Here is an 18,923-nt window from a genome sequence, read left to right as displayed (position 1 = left end):
TCACGTGATCACCTTCGAGGGCGTCACCAAGCAGTATCCGGACGGCACCACCGCCGTCGACCGTCTCGATCTCACCATCGAGGCCGAGTCGTTCACGGTGTTCGTGGGGCCGTCCGGGTGCGGCAAGACGACGTCGATGCGCATGATCAACCGGATGATCACACCGACGTCGGGCAAGATCTTCGTCGACGGTCGTGACATCGCCCAGACCGACGCGGTGAAGCTGCGTCTCGGCATCGGGTACGTCATCCAGAACGCCGGCTTGCTTCCGCATCGCACCGTGATCGACAACGTCGCAACAGTTCCGGTACTGCGCGGTGAGTCCCGCCGCGCAGCGCGCAAAGCCGCGTTGGGGGTCCTCGAACGAGTCGGTCTGGACATCTCCCTTGCCACCCGCTATCCCGGGCAACTCTCGGGTGGGCAGCAACAACGTGTGGGAGTTGCGCGTGCATTGGCTGCCGATCCGCCGATCCTGTTGATGGACGAGCCCTTCAGCGCCGTCGACCCGGTGGTACGTGAGGATCTGCAGACCGAAATGCTCCGTCTTCAAAGCGAACTGAAGAAGACGATCGTCTTTGTCACCCACGACATCGACGAGGCAGTCAAACTCGGTGATCACATTGCCGTCTTCGGTCCCGGCGGGCGGCTTCAGCAGGTTGCGGCGCCTCGCGACGTGTTGGCCGCACCGGCAACGGATTTTGTCGCCGGATTTGTCGGACGCGATCGCGGATATCGGGGATTGTCGTTCCGCGCTGCCGACGAGGTTCCGTTGCACCCCGTACGCACGGCCGTCGAGAACGAATTGAAGGCTCTGCGTCTCGAATTGGGCGAGTGGGTTCTCGTGGTCACGGACAGCGGAAGTCCGCAGGGATGGATCGACGTGACGGGCGTCGAAGGCCTGCGCTCGGGACGCACTCTCGCGCAGTCGACGTCGGCCGGTGGTTCGTTGTTCTCCCCCGGCGGTGATCTACGCCAAGCACTCGATGCGGCAATCTCGTCCCCTTCCGGTATCGGCGTTGCCGTCGACGGCGAGGGAGCGGTCATCGGCGGGATCCTCGGGTCCGAAGTCGTGGCGAAATTGGCAGATCAGCGTCGACGCGAGGACGAGGAACGCAACCGAGTCGCCTTCACCGAGGGATTCGGGGCGTAGCGGCATGCGCTGGCTCATCGACAATTTCTCGACGGTCGTGGACTACTCGAAGACCCATCTGTATCTGGCGCTGCTGCCCTTGCTGATCGGTCTCCTGATTGCCGTTCCGGTCGGAACAGCGATCCGCAACGTCAGATGGCTGCGCCGAATCACGTTGACCCTGGCGAGCATTGCGTTCACGATTCCGTCGCTCGCGCTGTTCGTCACCATCCCCCAGCTGTTCGGACTCAAGACCCTTGATCCGCTCAACGTCGTGATCGCACTGAGCGTCTATGCGACGGCACTGCTCATCCGGGCCGTGCCCGAAGCACTCGATTCGGTGCCGGACAACGTCATCGACGCTTCCACCGCCGTCGGGTTCACACCGCTACGACGCGCCCTGACGGTCGAGTTGCCGTTGGCGCTGCCGGTGATGATCGCGAACATCAGAGTTATTGCCGTTACCAATATTTCGCTGGTTTCGGTCGGATCGCTGATCGGAATCGGCGGGCTGGGAGTTCTGTTCAAACAGGGCTACGACCGCGACTACCCGGACCAGATCGTTGCCGGCATCATCGCGATTGTCGTGCTGGCCCTGGCGCTCGATCTGATCCTGTATCTGATCGGCCGATTCCTGACCCCGTGGACCAGAACATCGACCTCGTCGAAGGTCCCCGCCGTCGTGGCTGCCGAGGGGGAACCCGTATGAGCATCTTCACCGGAGCCTGGGACTTCATCGTCGATCCCGGAAATTGGAGCGGCGACACCGGAATCGGCACCCGCATCCTCCAGCACCTCTGGTACAGCGTTCTGGCCGTGGCGCTTTCGGCTGTGATCGCGGTGCCCATCGGATTACTCATCGGCCACCTGCGTCGCGGTGAGATCGTGGTCGTCAGTCTGGTCAACGCACTGCGGTCACTGCCCACTCTCGGCCTGCTCACCTTCCTCGTTCTTCTCATGGGCCTGGGAGTGATGCCGCCGATTCTCGCCCTCGTCATCCTTGGTATTCCCCCACTACTCGCCGGCACGTACGCCGGAATTGCCAGCGTCGACCGCGGCGTCGTCGAGGCCGCGCGGGCGATGGGTATGACCGAACTCCAAGTGCTCTTCCGCGTCGAGATACCCAATGCGCTGCCATTGATTCTCGGCGGACTGCGTAACGCGACACTGCAGGTGATTGCCACGGCAACGGTCGCCGCCTACGTCAACCTCGGCGGCCTCGGCCGGTACATCTTCGACGGTCTCGCGCTCTACAAGTACGACCGAGTGGTCGTCGGCGCAATTCTGGTCGCGGTTGTGGCTCTGGTCGTGGACGGCTTACTGGCGCTGGTGGTCTGGGCATCGGTTCCCGGGACCGGCAGGCTGCGCCGAACACCCGACCTCACTCGTCTGTAGATCGGTACACACGAAAGCCCCGATCGGAACCTTGTGTGCGGGTTCCGATCGGGGCTTTCGTAGTCCCTCTTAGCTGGTCACGCCCTCAGCATGCGCTGCGGCCGCGACGGCTTCCGCTACTGCGGGTGCCACGCGAGGGTCGAGTGGGCTGGGGACGATTTTGTCCGCCGCCAACTCGTCGCCGACCACCGACAGGATTGCCTCGGCGGCAGCGAGCTTCATACCTTCGGTGATGCGACGGGCGCCGGCGTCGAGCGCGCCCTTGAACACACCGGGGAAGGCGAGAACATTGTTGATCTGGTTCGGGAAATCACTGCGACCCGTAGCCACGATCGCCGCGTACTTCGACGCGGTTTCGGGGTGAATCTCCGGGTCCGGGTTGGAGAGCGCGAACACGATCGACTCGGGAGCCATCGAAGCGATGAGCTCCTCGGGGATCTTGCCCGCCGAGACACCGAGGAACACGTCGGCACCTTCGAGAGCCTCGATGGCACCACCGTGCAGGTCGCGGGGATTGGTGCGGGCCGCGAGTTCTGCCTTCACGTCGTTGAGGTCGCTGCGCTCACCCGAGATGATGCCCTTCGAATCCAGCACGATGACGTCGCTGATTCCGGCGGCGAGCAGGATGTTCGCGCAGGCAACACCCGCAGCGCCGGCGCCGGAAATGACGACCTTGAGTGCGGTGATGTCGCGGCTCTGAACCTTGACGGCGCCCTTGAGGGCAGCGAGGACCACGATGGCGGTTCCGTGCTGATCGTCGTGCATGACGGGGCAGTCGAGGGCTTCGATGACGCGCTTCTCGATCTCGAAGCAACGCGGCGCCGAAATGTCCTCGAGGTTGACCGCGCCGAAGCTCGGGCGCAGACGGATGAGCGTCTCGACGATCTCGTCGGGATCCTTGGTGTCGAGAACCAGCGGAATGGAGTTCAGTCCGGCGAAGTTCTTGAACAGTGCCGACTTGCCCTCCATGACGGGCAGCGACGCGCGGGGGCCGATGTCGCCGAGTCCGAGAACCGCGGTGCCGTCGCTGACCACGACGACGAGTCGGTTGGTCCACGTGTATCGATCGGCGAGGGTTTCGTCTGCAGCGATGGCGCGGCTCACCTGAGCAACACCCGGCGTGTAGGCGATCGAGAGGGCCCGCTGCGTATCGAGCGGCGCGGTGGTCTCGACCGAGAGCTTGCCACCGACGTGAGCGGCAAAGATTTCTTCGTCGGTCAACTCGACCTTGGGTACGTTGATGGCTTCAGTCACGAGGGACACGATGACACTCCTGATTAGTCCAGCCTCAAGCGGGGCTGGGTTACTGGGAAGTAATCCTTCGGACCGCTGCGAAACTACGTTCACAACGGTCAGAGATCATTTCTTCCGCGAACGACTACTGAGAAGAAGAGCATTCGGCGTGCGCGAGAAAGTGGGCCGCAATACATCCGAAGCGTCATGGTGTGGGGCGGGTGAGCCCTGGCGTATCCATGCAATCTAGGTTTCGGGAGAAATTCTGACGAAACCTGCACTTCGGGGCCGGGCTGTGGCGCCGCCTCGAAGTAACTCCAGTTTGCCACCAGAGTCGGATCACAATCAAATCCTCCAAGCGGTCGGATTCCTCACCACACTCGAACCCGAGCCGTCATTCCCACCCAGTCATCCCCACCACTGCGTCACCAACAACAGCCCCGCCACCACGAGCACGACCACCGATCCGGCAACCGCCGCGATACCCCGCCTGCGGTCGCACCAGATCTGCGCGGCCAAAGCAACCACCGAGGCCGCAATGTGCGCGGTGATCGACGTTGTTCCCGGACCCGGGAATCCGCGGTTGCCGCCCAGATATGCCGAACCGATGATGACGAGTGTCAAGACCACGATTCCGGCCGCCACGGTGCCGCTCAGGGCGCGTAGAGCGCGAACCAGCAGCCATTGTCGTTTGTCGGCGGGATAGTCGTAATCGTCTTCGTACTGATAGTCCTGATAATCCTGGTACCGGTAGTCGTCCTCGTACCTGTCGTCGTATGTCATCTCTTACGCTCCCGCGACGAATCCGCGGACTGATTCCGCAATGAGTTGAACTGCGATGGCGGCGAGCAAAAGACCGGCGATGCGTGCCAGCAGGCTGATGCCACCCTCACCCAGTATCCGGATCAGTGCCGTCGAGAAGCGCAGGACCACGAACAGCACGAGGTGGATGGACAGAATCGCCAACGCGATCGCCAGATACGACGCCGCTTCACCATCGGCCTGGGCGACAAAGACGATGACAGCCGCAATTGCACCGGGACCGGCCATCATCGGCGTTCCCAGCGGAACGAGTGCGACGTTGACGTCGTCGGCTCCCTGCGGACGGTTGGAGGCCTTCCCGGTCAGCAGTTCGAGTGCGATGAGAAGCAGCAGTAATCCGCCTGCGCCCTGCAACGCCGGAATGCCGATGTGAAGGTAGTTGAGTATCGCCTGACCGCCGATGGCAAAGACCGAGATGACCGCAAGGGAGACGGCGGGGGCCTGCCATGCCGCTCGGTTGCGATCTTCACGGCTCTTGCGGCCGACCAGTGACAAGAACACCGGGATGACTCCGGGCGGGTCCATGATCACGAACAGCGTGATGAACACGGTGAGGTAGAGCGTGGTGTCGAGCATCAGCGCCCAAGTACCTCCACGCCGGTGGCAGCCGAGACGAGTTTGTCGAACTCGGCCTCGTCCGTCAGCTCGTCGCCGAGTCCGATCGTCTTGTTCTCGCCGTGGTAGTCCGAGGATCCGGTGACTGCCAAGCCCAGGTCGACGGCCAGGCTGCGCAGGACGTCACGATCGTCGCTGCGATGGTCCGGGTGATCGACTTCGAGACCCCCGAGACCCAGATCGGCCAGATCACGGATGTGGTCGAGCGCAAGCAATCCGCCGCGCGAACGGGCACGTCCATGCGCAAGGACAGTTACTCCCCCGGCCGCTGCCACCAGTTCGACGGCGTACTCGAGCGGAGTGTCGTACTTGGGAACGTCGTATCGCCCTCGACTGGACAACAGGTCGGAGAAAGCCTCACTGATGCTCGACACCACTCCCGCCCGCATCAGGGCCGCTGCGACGTGCGGGCGTCCGACGGACGGACCGGCGTCAGCCAAGATCTGATCGGGATCGACGGGCAGACCGTCGCGCGCCATCATGGTCGTCATCACCCGGATACGTTCGACGCGTTCGGCGCGCAGTCGCTCACGTTCTTTGGCGAATTCGGGATGCGTCGGATCGAACAGGTACGCCAGAAGATGAACAGCGACCGGCCAGCCACGCTCACCTCGACCTTCGCACGACATCTCCATCCCACGAACCAGGCTGACGCCGGCCGGCAAGGCGTGCGCCGCCTCGGCCCAGCCCGAAGTCGTGTCGTGATCGGTGATGGCGACGACGTCGAGTCCGGCGTCGGCTGCGGCGCGCATGAGGGCAGCCGGGGTATCGGTGCCGTCCGATGCGTTGGAGTGGGTGTGAAGGTCTATTCGCACTGTTCCAGTGTGTCAGCAATCGGCAACTTCATCGCGCTCCGGTGGGCGAGCCGGAAGCTGACGTACGATTACGCCGCAGCGGCAGCGCAATTCGATCACGTGTCGCCGCAGTGCCGTTCCCCTGCACTACAGACCGAGAAGGAGCGAGCGTGCCAACCATGCCGTCACTGCCGAATTGGTCGAACGGCAAATCGACGCAAGCCGATGCGCCCAAGATCCCCGTTCCGGCAGCCCGCGCGATCGTCGACTGCGCGGTCTACGTGGACGGCGTGCGGTTGCCGGGCAAGTACACGCACCGCGCCGCGTTGGCCGAGGTCCGTAGTCGAGACAACGCGTTCGTCTGGGTGGGCATGCATGCACCCGACGAAGGCCAGATGCAAGATGTCGCAGCAACTTTCGGACTCCACGAGTTGATGGTCGAGGATGCCGTCCATGCACACGAGCGCCCGAAACTCGAACGCTACGACGACGTCATGTTCCTGGTGCTGCGCACGGTCGTCTACGTACCGCACGAGTCCGTCGCGACGGCGAGCGAGATCGTCGAAACCGGCGAGATCATGGTGTTCGTCGGTCCCGACTTCGTGGTGACCGTCCGTCACGGGGATCACTCCGAACTGGCAAGCGTGCGCAAGTCACTCGAGCAGAATCCCGAGCGCCTCGCCATGGGCCCGTTCGCGGTGTTGCACGCGATCACCGACCACGTCGTCGACAGCTATCTCTCCGTCATCCAACTCGTCGAGCAGGACGTCGACAGCATGGAAGAGTTGGTGTTCAACCCGCGGAACACCGTTGCCGTCGAGCATATCTACCTGCTCAAACGTGAAATCGTCGAACTACGACGCTCGGTCACTCCACTCGGATTGCCACTGCTCCAGCTGACCCAGCCCGCGGGCGGCCTCGTCCCGAAGGAGATCCGGCGATACTTCCGTGACGTAAGGGATCACCACACGATCGTGGCCGAACGTATCTCGGAATACGACGAGGTGTTGAGTTCTCTGGTCGATGCCGCACTCGCGAAGATCGCGGTGCAACAGAACACCGACATGCGCAAGATCTCGGCTTGGGTCGCTATCGCCGCCGTGCCGACGGGCGTTGCCGGTATCTACGGAATGAACTTCGAGAACATGCCGGAACTCGGTTACAAGTACGGCTATCAGTCCATCCTGTTCCTCATCGCGTCGGTGTGTGTCGGCTTGTTCTTTCTCTTCCGTCGCAACAACTGGCTGTGAACCTCGCACGCTGACTCCCTGTACTTGCCACCGTCGCAGGCGGACAATGGATATGGGTACGCATTTTCATTCCGTTCCCGAAATTCATTTTGCGACAAGCAAATTCAGATCCAGGAGAGATGGAGGAACAACCATGCCTACAGTCGAGCAGTCTGTAGAGATCGCGTTGCCACCCAAGGACGTCTGGGAGTACATCGCCGTCGCCGAGAACTGGCCCAACTGGGAGAATTCGATGGTCGAGTGCAAACAGATCACCGACGGCCCGATGGGCGTGGGAAGCCGTTGGCACGGCGTCTCGAGAATCCTGGGCAAGCGCCTCGAGTGGACATCCGAATTCACCGAGTACGACCCACCGAGATCGTCGAAATCGACGTCCGTCGAAAGTCCGGTCAGCTTCTCGCAGACCACGACCTGCGAAGAAGTCGGTGACGGCACTCGGGTCACCTACCGACTCGACAGCGAAAGCGGACTCGGCGGCGTGTTCGGCAAGATGGCCGACCCGATCGTGACGAAAGCATTTTCACGGACCGTTCGGGTAAGTCTCGAGAACTTGGCGGACATCCTCGTGCACGCCGAATGATCTGACGGACAAAGCGCCGGCGCAGCTAGAGCGAGGCAGCGGAACGGTGCGGATCGCGAATGTCGATCCCCGCCTCGGTCCACGCTTCCCGCAGCGCCTCCGCGCCGCGCAGACGCACCCAGGCGGCTTCGGTACCGGTCAGGGGGACCACACCGAGGAAGCGCACCGGATCGAACGGCTCCGGCAGCGTCAGGTCGGCGATCCCGCTGTCACCGAGAAGCACCGCCGTGAACGCAGTGTCCTTCCACAGCGGCTCGCCCAGGTCCAACAGCGCGTCCTCGAGCAGCACGACGCCTTCGACGGACGGCGCCGCAGCCAGCACCGCGAGCGTCCTGGCCACACCCGACGCGACACCCGTGCCACCGCGCAGGGTGAGCACCAACTCGGCGCGAGGACCGCGTGTGGGGTCTGCGACCAGTTCATTGGGGTCGCCCATCGGATGACGCGAGCACCCCAGTGTGACGTAGCGGACCAGGCCGTCGGGTGATTCGAAACGCAGTACGTCCAGCGGTTCGACACCGAGGAACGTCACTGAGGCCGCGGTGGGGTCCGGCCCCTCGATACTGCTGACGAGATGGGCCCGGACGGAAGATACGACGCTGTCTGACACTCGTCCATCTAAACACCGTGCCCGCGAGGTTCGCAGCGCAGATACCTCGCGGTGGCGGTAGCGTCGTCGAAATGGTCTCCGTTCTCGCTGTCAGCGACGAGACCGTCGAATTCCTGTGGAGCAGTCAAGTTCGTTCACTCGGAGTCGACGTGATCCTCGGCGCGGGCGACCTGCCGTTTGCGTATCTGGAGTACCTGTCTGACCAACTGAATGCGCCGTGCGTGTTCGTTCCCGGAAACCACGACGTCGATCTGTCCGGATATTCGAACAAGAGATCCGGTTGGATGCGGGCAGGTATGCCGGCGCAGTGGCCCGGCCCGACCGGCGCAGTCAACGCCGACGGACGCATCGTGACCGTCGCCGGTCTGCGGATCGCGGGCCTCGGTGGTTCCATCCGATACAACACGGGTCCCAATCAGTGGTCCGAGCGCCAGCAGAGCCGACGCGCCCGCTCGCTCACCTGGCGAAACGCCTGGCAATCGCGGCTTCCCGGCGGCCGGGCGGGCGTGGATGTGCTGCTCACCCACAGCCCCGCCCGCGGCGTCGGCGACGCCGAGGATCGGCCACATCGTGGGTTCGAATGCTTCACCCCCTTGATCCGCACCCTCGATCCGACGGTCATGATTCACGGACACATCCACCCGCACGGGCGAACACCTCTCGATCTGGAGGTAGGCCGGACTATCGTGCTCAATACCGTCGGCTTCACGCTGATGGAGATTTCCCCAGGTACTCCGCCGACGATCGTGAGGCGCCGACATGGCTCGTGACACCGGATTTCCCACAGCCGACGCGGAAAACGACTTCGCTCGTCAGCGTCGACGCGCCGACGTTGCCCGTCTGGTCAGTTGGCTACGACGCGAACCGGACGACGTCAACGCGATCCTGCCGTTCGACGAGGTTGTCGCAGCACTCGGCAAGGTTGGTGAGAAGTCTCTGGGTCTACAGGTTGTCACCATCGAATCGATAGTCGGAAGTGTCGACCGCACAGGTGATTTCGACAGGTACTTCCGTCCGACGTCCACTCACTCGCGCGCTCGTTGGGAGCGACTTGCGGTGGCGCAACGACGCGGCGAATCGGTGCCACCCGTTCAGTTGTACCGTGTCGGCTCCATGCATTTCGTGATCGACGGACACCACCGAGTGTCCATTGCGTGTGCGATGCACCAGAAGACAATCGACGCGTACGTCACCGAGATCATCACGCGCATCTCGCCGGAAGGCATCACTCAGCGCGCCGATCTGCTCATCAAGGACCATCGCCGACTCTTCCTCACTCGCGTTCCGCTGCAGGGCTCGCAACGCGAAGCTGTCCAGGTCACCGACCCGTGGGAGTACGCCGAACTCAGTGAGTGCGTGGAGGCGTGGGGTTTTCGGCTCATGCAGGAAAAGGGCGAGTTCCTCGGCCGAGACACGGTCGCCCGGCGCTGGTTCGGCGAGGAGTTTCTCCCCGTCGTGCGAATGCTGAGGGGCGCCGACATGTTGCCCGAACATACCGACGCCGAGGCGTACTTGTGGATCGCCCGGGAGCGGTACCGACTGGTGCGGCGGCACATGTGGAATGACGAGATCGTGGCCGAACTACGCGATCGAGCACCGCGAAAGCACAAGCCTGCTACGTAGCGACAGCGAACCGCACCTCTCGGGTCGGGATCTTCGGGTGCATGAACTTCAGCAACGAACGCGCTTCTTTCTCGATGGACGCGAGCGCGGTCTTCGGTTGCTGCGCAAACAGAGTCGCGCTCAACTCGACCGTCTCCTTTGCCGGCGTCACCGTCGCGAATCCCACCACCTTTCCGCGCACCAGGATGGCGGGCTTGATGATGCCGTTGACGGTGAAGACGCGAGTTCGATACTGCTCGTCCATGATTCGCGAGCGGTCGGCGTGCGAGAGCAGGATGTTGTCGAACGGAGCAAGGATTCTGACCGGCGGTGTTCCGGAGGTCGGTCGTGGCGCATCCGGCAGGTCGAACACCTCGGGCCCTTTCGCGTTGACAAAGGTGATCAGGCCGGGACGTAGCCTCTCGAAGACTTCGGCGAGTCTCGTGAGCCCCGACCACGCTTGCGCATCCTTCACGCTCGCGGGCCCGAAGGCAGCCAGATAGCGCAGCACCATCGCGTCGGGATCTGGAGTTGAACTCACCTCTGCGCCAAGCCAATTCTCCAAGGTCGTCAGTGCCGGCGCTCCGGATCGTCCCCACAAACCTCGCGGTGGGACCTGCACCATCGGCAGTAGCCCTCGAACTCCGTGCGCCAGTCCCTCGGCCGCGTGGCCGGGAAAGCGCTCTGCCAGTATCGGTCTCATCTGCATCTGAGTACGCGGCCCGTCCGCTACCAGGTCACGCCCCGCCTGCGCCAGCGCGTCGAGATCCAACCCGGTGAGCGCCGCACGCTGAGTGCTGTTGGTGTGGAGGTCGCGTTCCATGATCGTCTGAACCGTGGCACGGAAGGGACCCGCATCGGCGGCCGAGAGGGCAAAGACCGTGCCCCGCATGGCAACCAGCCGCACCACCTGGCGCTTCTCGACAAGAGTCGAGAGGTCTTCTGCCGCAAAGTTCTTCAGCCGCGCCCACAGTGCCAGGTAGGGCGGATTCGGCGCCTGGGCCTGCAGCCCTGCCAGGTGCTCGATCGCATCCAACGCGCTGACCTCGGCCCGCCGCAGCAGGAACTGCCGCGCCAGAGTCGCCAGGTTGAGCTCGCGATCGGTGATCAGTGCAGCCATCGACAACTCCTCAACGATCGTGGTCAGGGGCGGTGACGATCTCGAACGGTATCTCGACTCGCGCGAGGGTTCCGGACTGTTCACCCGGTCCGACCGAGAACGAGCCACCAGCGGCAACCACACGCAGTTCGTGCGAGAGCAGTCCGATGTGCCCGGCGGCCCGTCGTTGGGCAATCCGATCGGCGCTGATCCCCCGACCGTCGTCCGAGACCACGAGCACCGCACGGTGGTCCAGTAGTGCAAGCTCGATCCGGACGTTCTGCGCGCCGGCATGTTTGACGACGTTGCCCAGAAGTTCTCGGGTGGCGCCGAACAAGACCTCGTCCGCGGACGTGCGTAAATCGTCTTTCCAGCCCGAAGTGTCGACGTCTACCACCACTCCGCCGCGTCCCTGCGCCGAGCGCGCGAGGTCCCCGATCGCGCGGGCAAGGCCAACGTGGACGAGAACTGTGGGATGCAGTTCCGAGACGGACGATCTCAGCAGCGTTGTCGCTTCACCGAGCGCTTTCCCAGCTCGCGCCAACGCGACGGGTTCCGCACTGCCTGCCAATTCGTCGAGATCCATCCGCGCCGCGAGAACGTACTGGAGCGCCCCGTCGTGCAATTGCTCGGACAGTTCTGTGCGCTCACGCTGCTCGAGCCCCATGAGTTCGGCCAGAAGGCTCGTGCGATGCCCGACGAGGTGCCCGATGGTCAACACTCGCGACCTTTGAATCCGAGTCAATCCGATTGCGCCCGCACCCACCCCGGCCAAGGCCATGGTACTCAGCAGGATCGACGGCCACGGCTCGGAATTCGAAGTCATCGTTGCCCAACTGGAAGCAAAAAACACACCGATCGTGCAGGCAACGACGCCGACACACACGTCCGTCCGCAGTTGCGTACACGCAAGAACCGGAATGACGAAGAGCCCGTTGCTCAAGATGTCGGCGGTCCAACTCTGCTCGGCTGCGAGACCGGTCAGCAACGTCAGAGTTGCGAGCACGGCGAGGTCGACGAACAAGCCGAGCCAGATCATCGTCACCGGGCCGGTGCCGCCTTTGCGGATCCACAGCGCCACGGCTGCCGACCAGAGGGCATAGGCGCCCAGAATCGCGAAACACCATCCCGCGTCGTTCATCGGCGGGACGAAGATCAGTGTCAGGGCGATGAACAGCACCAGAGCGCCGCGCACCGTCAGTTGGAGGTACGCACCGCGGTAGGCGTGTTCGCGCATGATCCGTTCGAGGTCCGGGCCGCCGGGCAGGTGCTCGGTTCGTACCGAGGATTCGTTCATCTGTCCTCCTGTGCCGCCCATCCCAGTTCCCTGTGAATGAGCTTCGCACACGAGATTTCACAATCAACCCGCAATACCGTGAATGGCACAGCATTCACCGAACCTCGAAACCACGCAGGAGTGCTCATGATCTCGACCCGAGCAAGCAAGCGCCGCATCGCCACTCGATTTGCCGTCGCCGGCGCCCTGGCAGCGGCGCCGATCGCCGTGGTGGCCGGGACAGCGCAAGCCGCCCCGGCCTCCACCCATCACGAACAATTCGGCCGCCTGATCCCCCTACCCGAGCCGGCCGACGCAGCGCCCGGCCCCGAACAGGTACCGCTCCCCTGGGGCGCGACGTATTCGGTCACCTTGCCCGGGTAACGGTCACAGCAGCAGATTGGCTCCCGTACCGCCGTCGAACACTGCGATCTTGGCGGGATCGAACCACAGATCGATAGACCTGCCCTGGGCCACGGTGGACTCGGACGAGAGCCTGGCAACCAGTTGACCGCCACCAGCGACGGCCGTTCCCGAATCGGCGGCGAGTTCCTCGAGTTCACGAGAATTGACGGCGGGGCCACCAGCGAGGAAGTACGCGTACTTGTCGGAACCCATCGATTCCAGCACGTCGACGTCGACGGTGAACGTCCCACCGTGCGGCTTCTGCGCTGCATCGACCAGCGCCACGTCCTCGAAATGTTCCGGCCTGATACCGACCACGACGTCCTTGCCCGAGCCGCTGCCCGAGATCTTCGACTGCGCCGCCGCGGGCAGGCGAACATCGCCGATCGGCGTGCTGACGCCGTCCGCCGTCAACTGTCCGGGGAAGAAGTTCATGGACGGGGACCCGATGAACCCCGCCACGAACAGATTGTTCGGACGATCGTAGAGTTCCTGCGGCGCACCGATCTGTTGCACGATTCCGCCGCGCAGCACGACTACCCGATCGCCGAGCGTCATCGCCTCGGTCTGGTCGTGGGTCACGTAAATCGTTGTCGTACCGAGTCGCTGCTGCAGACGGGCGATCTCCGTCCTCATCTGCACGCGCAGTTTGGCGTCCAGGTTGGAAAGCGGCTCGTCCATGAGAAACGCCTTCGGGCTGCGCACAATTGCGCGTCCCATCGCGACACGCTGACGCTGACCGCCCGACAGGTTCGCCGGTTTGCGATCGAGATGCTGGGTGAGGTCGAGCACCCGCGCCGCGTCGTCGACCTTGGCGTTGATCTCGTCCTTGGACATCTTCGCCAATGTCAGTGGGAACGCGATGTTCTGGCGCACCGTCATGTGCGGATACAGAGCATACGACTGGAACACCATCGCGATGTCGCGGTCCTTGGGGGCGCGTTCGTTGACGCGTTCACCCGCAATCCTCAGCTCGCCGGTCGAAATGTCTTCCAGCCCGGCAATCATGTTGAGGGTCGTGGATTTTCCACAACCGGACGGGCCCACGAGAATGATGAATTCTCCGTCGGCGATGGTGATGTCGACATCACTGACCGCCTTGGCTCCGTCCGGGTACAGCTTGGTCACCTTGTCCAGCACGATCTCGGCCACAGGCTTATCCCTTCACTGCGCCGGAAGTTAGCCCGGCCACGATACGACGTTGGAAGAACAGAACAAAGATGATGATCGGAATGGTGATGACCATGGCGGCCGCGGCAATCGACCCGGTGGGCTCCTCGAATTGTGAAGCGCCGGTGAAGTTCGCGATGGCCGCAGGGGCGGTGATGGAGCGTTCGGTCGACGTCAACGAGATCGCGAACAACAGATCGTTCCAGCAGAAGATGAAAACCAAGATGCCCGCAGTGACGATGCCGGGCGCGGCGAGAGGAGCCACCACCTTCCGGAACGCCTGACCCGGCGTCGCGCCGTCCATCTGAGCCGCCTTCTCGAGTTCCCACGGAATCTCTTTGAAGAACGCCGAGAGCGTATAGATCGCCAACGGCAACGCAAAGGTGATGTACGGCAGGATGAGTCCGGCCCAGGTGTCGAAGAGTCCGAGCCGTCGTTCGATGTCGAACAGCGGGCTCACCAATGAAATCTGCGGGAACATCGCGATCAGCAGTGCAACACCCACCAGCAGCTTCTTGCCCGGAAAATCCAGGCGCGCAATGGCGTACGCTGCCATGGTCCCGATCACCACGGCGATGACCGTCGAGATGAGTCCGATACCGATGGAGTTGATCAGAGCACTGGTGAAGGCGCTGGTGTCGAAGATTCCTCGGTAGTTGTCCAGGGTCCACTTCTCCGGAATGAACTTGCCGTCCTTGATCGTTCCGGCCGGTTTGAAGGACAGGCTGGCGATCCACAGGACGGGAACCAGCGCGTACAGCAAGACCAGAAGGTTGACGACGGACCAGCTGATCTTGAGTCTGGGAGTCACGGTCATGTCAGCGTCCTTCCGTATCGGATCCGGGAGCCGAAGCACCGAAAAGTTTGATGAAGATGAACGCGATCACGGCCACACACACGAAGATCAGCACGCTGATCGCGGATCCGATGCCCAGGTTGAATGCCTTGAACAGATTGTCGTAACCCAGAATCGACACCGACCCGGTGTCGTTCGCTCCCTTCGTCAGCACGTAGATGTTGTCGAAGATGCGGAATGCGTCGAGTGTGCGGAACAGCAGAGCGACGAGGATGGCGGGCTTCATCAGCGGAAGGATGATGCGTACCAACCGGGTCCACGCGCCGGCGCCGTCCACCTGAGCCGCCTTGAGAAGGTCATCGGGCACGAGCGCCAAGCCGGCCAGCAGGAGCAGCGCCATGAACGGCGTCGTCTTCCAGACCTCGGCAAGGACGATGATCGCGAGCGACGGGATCTGGTCGGTGAGCGGCGCACTGCCGTCGGGCAGGAGATTGGCGAGGTAGCCGGTCCCCGGCGTCCACGCGTAGTACCAGCTGTATGCCGCCGCGACGGTGACGATGCCGTACGGGATGAGCACAACGGTGCGGACGAGCCCCTTACCCACGATCGTTCGGTGCATCACCAGTGCGATGGTCAGTCCGAGAACGAACTCGATGACGACCGAGACGACAGTGATCGACGTCGTCACCGCGAACGCTTGCCACCAGTAACCGTCGGTCAGCACCGACACGTAGTTGTCGAACCACACGAACTTTCGTTGATCCGGGAAGCGCAGGTCGTAGCGCTGCAAACTCAGCCAAACGGCGTAGACCACCGGATATGCGGTCACCGCGATCATGAGAATCGCGGCCGGGGCCACCAGCCAGAGACCGAGGCGACGCTCGGCCGCCTTTCCGTCCGACATCTTCGACTTCGCGGAGTGCTTCGGCTCCGGCGAGGGCGTCGCGACTGTTGGTGCAGCTCCCGAATTTTCGCTGTCGATCGTCACGGAATCAGCCCCTCGGAATTGACTGCCTTACGTACCTGCTCGGCAAGATCGTTCACGGTCGATTCCGGATCGATGTTTCCCACAGGGTTCAGCGTGGCAGTGATGAGCGTCGAAATACTCTGATAGGCAGGAGAAACCGGACGAACCGAAGCGGTGTCCAGGCTGTCGCGAACCTCACGCCACGCCGGGTACGCCTCCTGGAACGCCGGGTCGTCGTACAGGCTCTCGAGAGTCGGCGGAACGCCACCGGCTACCGCGTTGTTGCGCTGATTCTCCTCGTTACGCAGACAGGTGAGCGCCTCGAACGCGAGGTCCGGATGCTGGCTGGTCTTGGCCACCGCTACGTTGAAGCCGCCGATCGTGACCTCGGCCGGCTTACCCTCGATCACCGAGGGATACGGAGCGGCAAGGAAATTCCGTTCTCCGTTCACCGTGAGCACCGTGTTTCCGGTGTTCTCACTGGTGACGTTGCCCTTGTCGTCGATGTACGGCAGATCGCCCTTCTCGGCGTTCTCCATGATGCCGGGCAGCACGAACGGCCAGTTGACCTGGAAGGCAGATTTGCCGCTCTCCATACCCAGTCGCGACGACGCTTCATCCCCCTGCGAGATCGAGGGATCCGCACCCTTCGCGGTAGCGACGCGCTTCATGACGGTCAGCGCCTGCTGGGCAGCATCACCGTCGGCCACCGTCACGGTTGTTCCGTCGGGCCCCACCACCGATCCGCCGGCACTGGCGAGAAGGGTGTTGAACCAGACCATCAATCCTTCGTACTGCTTGCCCTGCACACCGATCCAGCTGGGGCGCCCCTCCGCGGCCAGGCCTTCGGAGATGTCGATCATCTGATCCCAGGTTTGGGGTGGTTGCCCGTCCGGCATCAAATCCTTTCGATACCAGAGCAATTGGGTGTTGGTGTTCAATGGCGCCGCATAGAGCTGGTCCTGCCACTTCGCCGACTCCAGCGGACCCTCGAGAGTCCCGTTGCTGACCTCGGACGCCACGTCGTCAGGAAGCGGCAATGCCCATCCGGCTTCGGCGAATTCGGCAGTCCACACCACGTCGAGCGTCATCAGATCGAGCGACTTGTCATTACCGGTCAGACGCCGGGCCAACTGAAGTCGCTGGTCGTCGGCACCCTTGGGCAGAGTTTTCTGCTCGACCCGGTACGCGCCGTTCGACGCCGCCGAGCAATTGGCGGCGGCCTCCGCATACTGCTCGGCGCCGTCGGCGGCGGTGTAGAAGGACAGCACCACGCCGTCGTCATTGTCTGATCCACACGCACTGAGCAAGGGCGCCAACAACAATGTCGCCGCGCCGAGCAGCCCCACCCTCAATTTCTTCTTCTGCCCCGCCTGCAATCTCTTGTTCTGCACAGCCGTCCTCCTCGGGCGGCGAGACGGCGCAGTCGATTCGGCTGGCCGACGCACCACACATCGGCACTTTTGCCGGAGAAGGGACCTATTTCCTTGTCCGGCAAACGGTCACGGGAAGCGAGTACGACCTCGCCCGCGTGTACATAAAGTAACCGAGATCACACAAGTTGGCAGCCCGAGCGAGAATGTCAGATGGCGAGCTTGGCGAGCAGGTCGCGCGCAGACTCTGCCGTCTTGGGCTCACACAGTACGTCGTAACGTCCGGCGACCAACTGCATCGTCGAGGCGAAGTCCCGCTGCCCACGCGTCGCGGCGTACGGGATGGTCGTGGAGATGACACCGAAGATGATGCCGCCCACGATGCCCGCGATCAGCGGAGCGAGGAACCCGCCGGTGACGATTCCGAGCACCAGGCCGAAGAAGACACCCAGCCAGGCACCGGAGACGATGCCACCACCGATCACCTTGGCCCACGTCAACCGGCCGAGAACTCGCTCGACCTGCATCAGGTTCACGCCGACGATCGTGACGTCCTGAACCGGGAATTCTTGATCGGAGAGGTAATCGACTGCGCGCTGCGCCTCGGCGTAGGTGGGGTACGACCCGATGGGCCATCCCGAAGGCGGTGTCGGCAACGCTCCACGGCGCGACCCATTCGACGATTGACCGAGCGGATTGGACATGGCTGGCAGCGCTCCTCTTTTCGGGCACGTCATCCACGCGGATGACGCAAGTACATCTACCCCTATTGTGCCCTTTACAGACCTGATTCGTTCGGCTATGCGAGCGTCAGGCGTGTTCGGGCGGCGTGAATTCCGACGTGCGCGTCATCCCCGCGGCGCGGCCCTTGGCCGAAATCACCAGTGCCATCTTGCGACTCGCCTCGTCGATCATCTCGTCGCCGAGCATGACGGCGCCCCGCCCTCCTCCGGCGGCCGAGGTGTGGAACGCGTACGCGTCCAAGATGAGTTCTGCACGGTCGTAATCGGATTGGCGCGGACTGAACACCTCGTTGGCCGCCTCGATCTGCGTGGGATGCAGAACCCACTTGCCGTCGAAGCCGAGCGCTGCCGTCCGCGCCGCCGACCGAGTGAAAGCCTCGACGTCGCGAATCTGGAGGTACGGACCGTCGATCGCCTGGACACCGTGTGCACGTGCGGCCATCAAGATGGTCATCAAGATGTGGTGATACGCGTCACCGCGGTCGTAACCGTCCGGTTGCTCACCGACGACCAGAGTTCGCATGTTCAAGCTCGCCATGAAGTCGGCCGGGCCGAACACGAGTGCCTCGACGCGGGGACTCGCGGTGGCGATCGCGTCGATGTTGGTCAAGCCGATCGCGTTCTCGATCTGCGGCTCGATTCCGATCTTGCCGACCTCCAGACCGTTGGCCTTCTCGACCTGCGTCAACAACAAATCGAGTGCCTGGACGTGACTCGCGTCGGGAACCTTGGGCAGCAGAATGGCGTCCAGATGCGCTCCGGCGCGGCCGACCACCTCCACGACGTCGGCATACGTCCATTCGGTCGTCCAGTCGTTGACCCGGACGACCTTGACCTGTTTGCCCCACCCGTCCTCGGCCAACGCGTCGCCGATCGACTCTCGTGCCGCCTGCTTCGCCAACGGCGCCACCGCGTCTTCGAGGTCGAGGAAGATCTCGTCGGCGGGCAATCCCTTCGCCTTGTCGATCATCTTCCGACTGCTGCCGGGAACTGCCAATACCGATCGACGGGAACGGTTGCGTGAAGTCATTGCGGACTGCCCTTCTCGATTTTCGGTGGCGCCG

21 protein-coding genes are annotated in these 18,923 nt (G+C 63.1%); 8 read left to right on the top strand and 13 right to left on the bottom strand.

The annotated features are described in order from the left end of the window. The first annotated feature begins 4 nt into the window (after positions 1-4). Genes RE4_RS23785 through RE4_RS23775 form a run of 3 tightly spaced genes read left to right on the top strand, consistent with a single transcriptional unit; the run spans position 5 to position 2,524 of the window. On the top strand, positions 5-1,150 hold the full coding sequence (locus RE4_RS23785) for an ABC transporter ATP-binding protein (RefSeq protein WP_020908449.1): 1,146 nt from the start codon (positions 5-7) through the stop codon (positions 1,148-1,150). A 4-nt stretch (positions 1,151-1,154) separates the two neighbouring features. Continuing rightward, positions 1,155-1,838 (top strand): ABC transporter permease, encoded by a 684-nt coding sequence (locus RE4_RS23780; protein ID WP_019749338.1) that lies wholly within the window; start codon positions 1,155-1,157, stop codon positions 1,836-1,838. After that, positions 1,835-2,524: an ABC transporter permease gene (locus RE4_RS23775; RefSeq protein ID WP_003945081.1), complete on the top strand. Its 690-nt coding sequence runs from the start codon at positions 1,835-1,837 to the stop codon at positions 2,522-2,524. Before RE4_RS23780 ends, RE4_RS23775 begins: the two co-directional genes overlap by 4 nt. Positions 2,525-2,593: 69 nt before the next feature. Here the strand turns inward: RE4_RS23775 and RE4_RS23770 are convergent, their stop codons facing one another. From RE4_RS23770 to RE4_RS23755, 4 genes are all read right to left on the bottom strand, one after another. After that, positions 2,594-3,787 carry an NAD(P)-dependent malic enzyme gene (locus tag RE4_RS23770; RefSeq protein ID WP_060939465.1) on the bottom strand — a complete coding sequence of 398 codons (1,194 nt, stop codon included), beginning with the start codon at positions 3,785-3,787 and terminating at the stop codon, positions 2,594-2,596. A 378-nt stretch (positions 3,788-4,165) separates the two neighbouring features. After that, positions 4,166-4,540, bottom strand: a complete 375-nt coding sequence (locus tag RE4_RS23765) for a hypothetical protein (protein WP_020908450.1) — start codon at positions 4,538-4,540, stop codon at positions 4,166-4,168. Between the two features lie 3 nt (positions 4,541-4,543). Further along, the gene (locus RE4_RS23760) at positions 4,544-5,158 is read right to left on the bottom strand and encodes a MarC family protein (protein WP_164490628.1); all 615 of its coding nucleotides are present in this window, start codon (positions 5,156-5,158) and stop codon (positions 4,544-4,546) included. Further along, positions 5,155-6,009: a PHP domain-containing protein gene (locus RE4_RS23755; protein WP_019749340.1), complete on the bottom strand. Its 855-nt coding sequence runs from the start codon at positions 6,007-6,009 to the stop codon at positions 5,155-5,157. The genes RE4_RS23760 and RE4_RS23755 overlap by 4 nt, the downstream gene beginning before the upstream one ends. Positions 6,010-6,167: 158 nt before the next feature. Here RE4_RS23755 and RE4_RS23750 point away from each other — a divergent pair, with 158 nt between their 5' ends. Both RE4_RS23750 and RE4_RS23745 read left to right on the top strand, forming a co-directional pair. Then, a complete protein-coding gene (locus RE4_RS23750) occupies positions 6,168-7,238 on the top strand; it encodes a magnesium and cobalt transport protein CorA (RefSeq protein ID WP_019749341.1) in 1,071 nt (356 codons plus the stop codon). Positions 7,239-7,371: 133 nt separating this feature from the next. After that, positions 7,372-7,818 carry an SRPBCC family protein gene (locus tag RE4_RS23745; RefSeq protein ID WP_007736117.1) on the top strand — a complete coding sequence of 149 codons (447 nt, stop codon included), beginning with the start codon at positions 7,372-7,374 and terminating at the stop codon, positions 7,816-7,818. Between the two features lie 25 nt (positions 7,819-7,843). On the opposite strand, the gene RE4_RS23740 is transcribed toward RE4_RS23745, so the two are convergent. Further along, positions 7,844-8,428: a suppressor of fused domain protein gene (locus RE4_RS23740; protein ID WP_019749342.1), complete on the bottom strand. Its 585-nt coding sequence runs from the start codon at positions 8,426-8,428 to the stop codon at positions 7,844-7,846. Positions 8,429-8,499: 71 nt separating this feature from the next. On the opposite strand from RE4_RS23740, the gene RE4_RS23735 reads away from it, so the two are divergent. Both RE4_RS23735 and RE4_RS23730 read left to right on the top strand, forming a co-directional pair. Continuing rightward, positions 8,500-9,198 (top strand): metallophosphoesterase family protein, encoded by a 699-nt coding sequence (locus tag RE4_RS23735; RefSeq protein WP_003945097.1) that lies wholly within the window; start codon positions 8,500-8,502, stop codon positions 9,196-9,198. Continuing rightward, positions 9,188-10,051, top strand: a complete 864-nt coding sequence (locus RE4_RS23730) for a hypothetical protein (protein ID WP_003945080.1) — start codon at positions 9,188-9,190, stop codon at positions 10,049-10,051. Before RE4_RS23735 ends, RE4_RS23730 begins: the two co-directional genes overlap by 11 nt. On the opposite strand, the gene RE4_RS23725 is transcribed toward RE4_RS23730, so the two are convergent. Together RE4_RS23725 and RE4_RS23720 are read right to left on the bottom strand one after the other, a co-directional pair. Continuing rightward, positions 10,044-11,150 carry a winged helix DNA-binding domain-containing protein gene (locus RE4_RS23725; protein WP_060939464.1) on the bottom strand — a complete coding sequence of 369 codons (1,107 nt, stop codon included), beginning with the start codon at positions 11,148-11,150 and terminating at the stop codon, positions 10,044-10,046. The two genes, RE4_RS23730 and RE4_RS23725, sit on opposite strands and share 8 nt — an antisense overlap. Before the next feature lie 10 nt (positions 11,151-11,160). Next, complete coding sequence (locus RE4_RS23720; RefSeq protein ID WP_060939493.1) at positions 11,161-12,426, bottom strand: sensor histidine kinase; 1,266 nt, start codon at positions 12,424-12,426, stop codon at positions 11,161-11,163. Positions 12,427-12,552: 126 nt separating this feature from the next. On the opposite strand from RE4_RS23720, the gene RE4_RS23715 reads away from it, so the two are divergent. Then, positions 12,553-12,789, top strand: a complete 237-nt coding sequence (locus tag RE4_RS23715) for a hypothetical protein (protein WP_202022982.1) — start codon at positions 12,553-12,555, stop codon at positions 12,787-12,789. A 3-nt stretch (positions 12,790-12,792) separates the two neighbouring features. Here the strand turns inward: RE4_RS23715 and RE4_RS23710 are convergent, their stop codons facing one another. From RE4_RS23710 to RE4_RS23685, 6 genes are all read right to left on the bottom strand, one after another. Next, positions 12,793-13,962 (bottom strand): ABC transporter ATP-binding protein, encoded by a 1,170-nt coding sequence (locus RE4_RS23710; RefSeq protein WP_019749347.1) that lies wholly within the window; start codon positions 13,960-13,962, stop codon positions 12,793-12,795. Positions 13,963-13,966: 4 nt separating this feature from the next. Beyond that, positions 13,967-14,797, bottom strand: a complete 831-nt coding sequence (locus RE4_RS23705) for a carbohydrate ABC transporter permease (RefSeq protein WP_019749348.1) — start codon at positions 14,795-14,797, stop codon at positions 13,967-13,969. A 1-nt stretch (position 14,798) separates the two neighbouring features. After that, positions 14,799-15,680, bottom strand: coding sequence for a carbohydrate ABC transporter permease (locus tag RE4_RS23700; protein WP_044480569.1), 882 nt, complete (start codon positions 15,678-15,680; stop codon positions 14,799-14,801). 80 nt (positions 15,681-15,760) lie between these two features. Further along, on the bottom strand, positions 15,761-17,098 hold the full coding sequence (locus tag RE4_RS23695; RefSeq protein ID WP_024487780.1) for an ABC transporter substrate-binding protein: 1,338 nt from the start codon (positions 17,096-17,098) through the stop codon (positions 15,761-15,763). Positions 17,099-17,325: 227 nt separating this feature from the next. After that, positions 17,326-17,820, bottom strand: a complete 495-nt coding sequence (locus RE4_RS23690) for a general stress protein (RefSeq protein ID WP_003945065.1) — start codon at positions 17,818-17,820, stop codon at positions 17,326-17,328. A 106-nt stretch (positions 17,821-17,926) separates the two neighbouring features. Next, the gene (locus RE4_RS23685) at positions 17,927-18,889 is read right to left on the bottom strand and encodes an HpcH/HpaI aldolase/citrate lyase family protein (protein ID WP_020908461.1); all 963 of its coding nucleotides are present in this window, start codon (positions 18,887-18,889) and stop codon (positions 17,927-17,929) included. Between the last annotated feature and the right edge of the window lie 34 nt (positions 18,890-18,923).

Source organism: Rhodococcus erythropolis NBRC 15567 (genome assembly GCF_001552595.1).
Taxonomy (GTDB): domain Bacteria; phylum Actinomycetota; class Actinomycetes; order Mycobacteriales; family Mycobacteriaceae; genus Rhodococcus_F; species Rhodococcus_F erythropolis.
The sequence above is the reverse complement of the archived record's forward strand: the minus strand, read 5'-3'. Positions and strand labels throughout refer to the sequence as shown.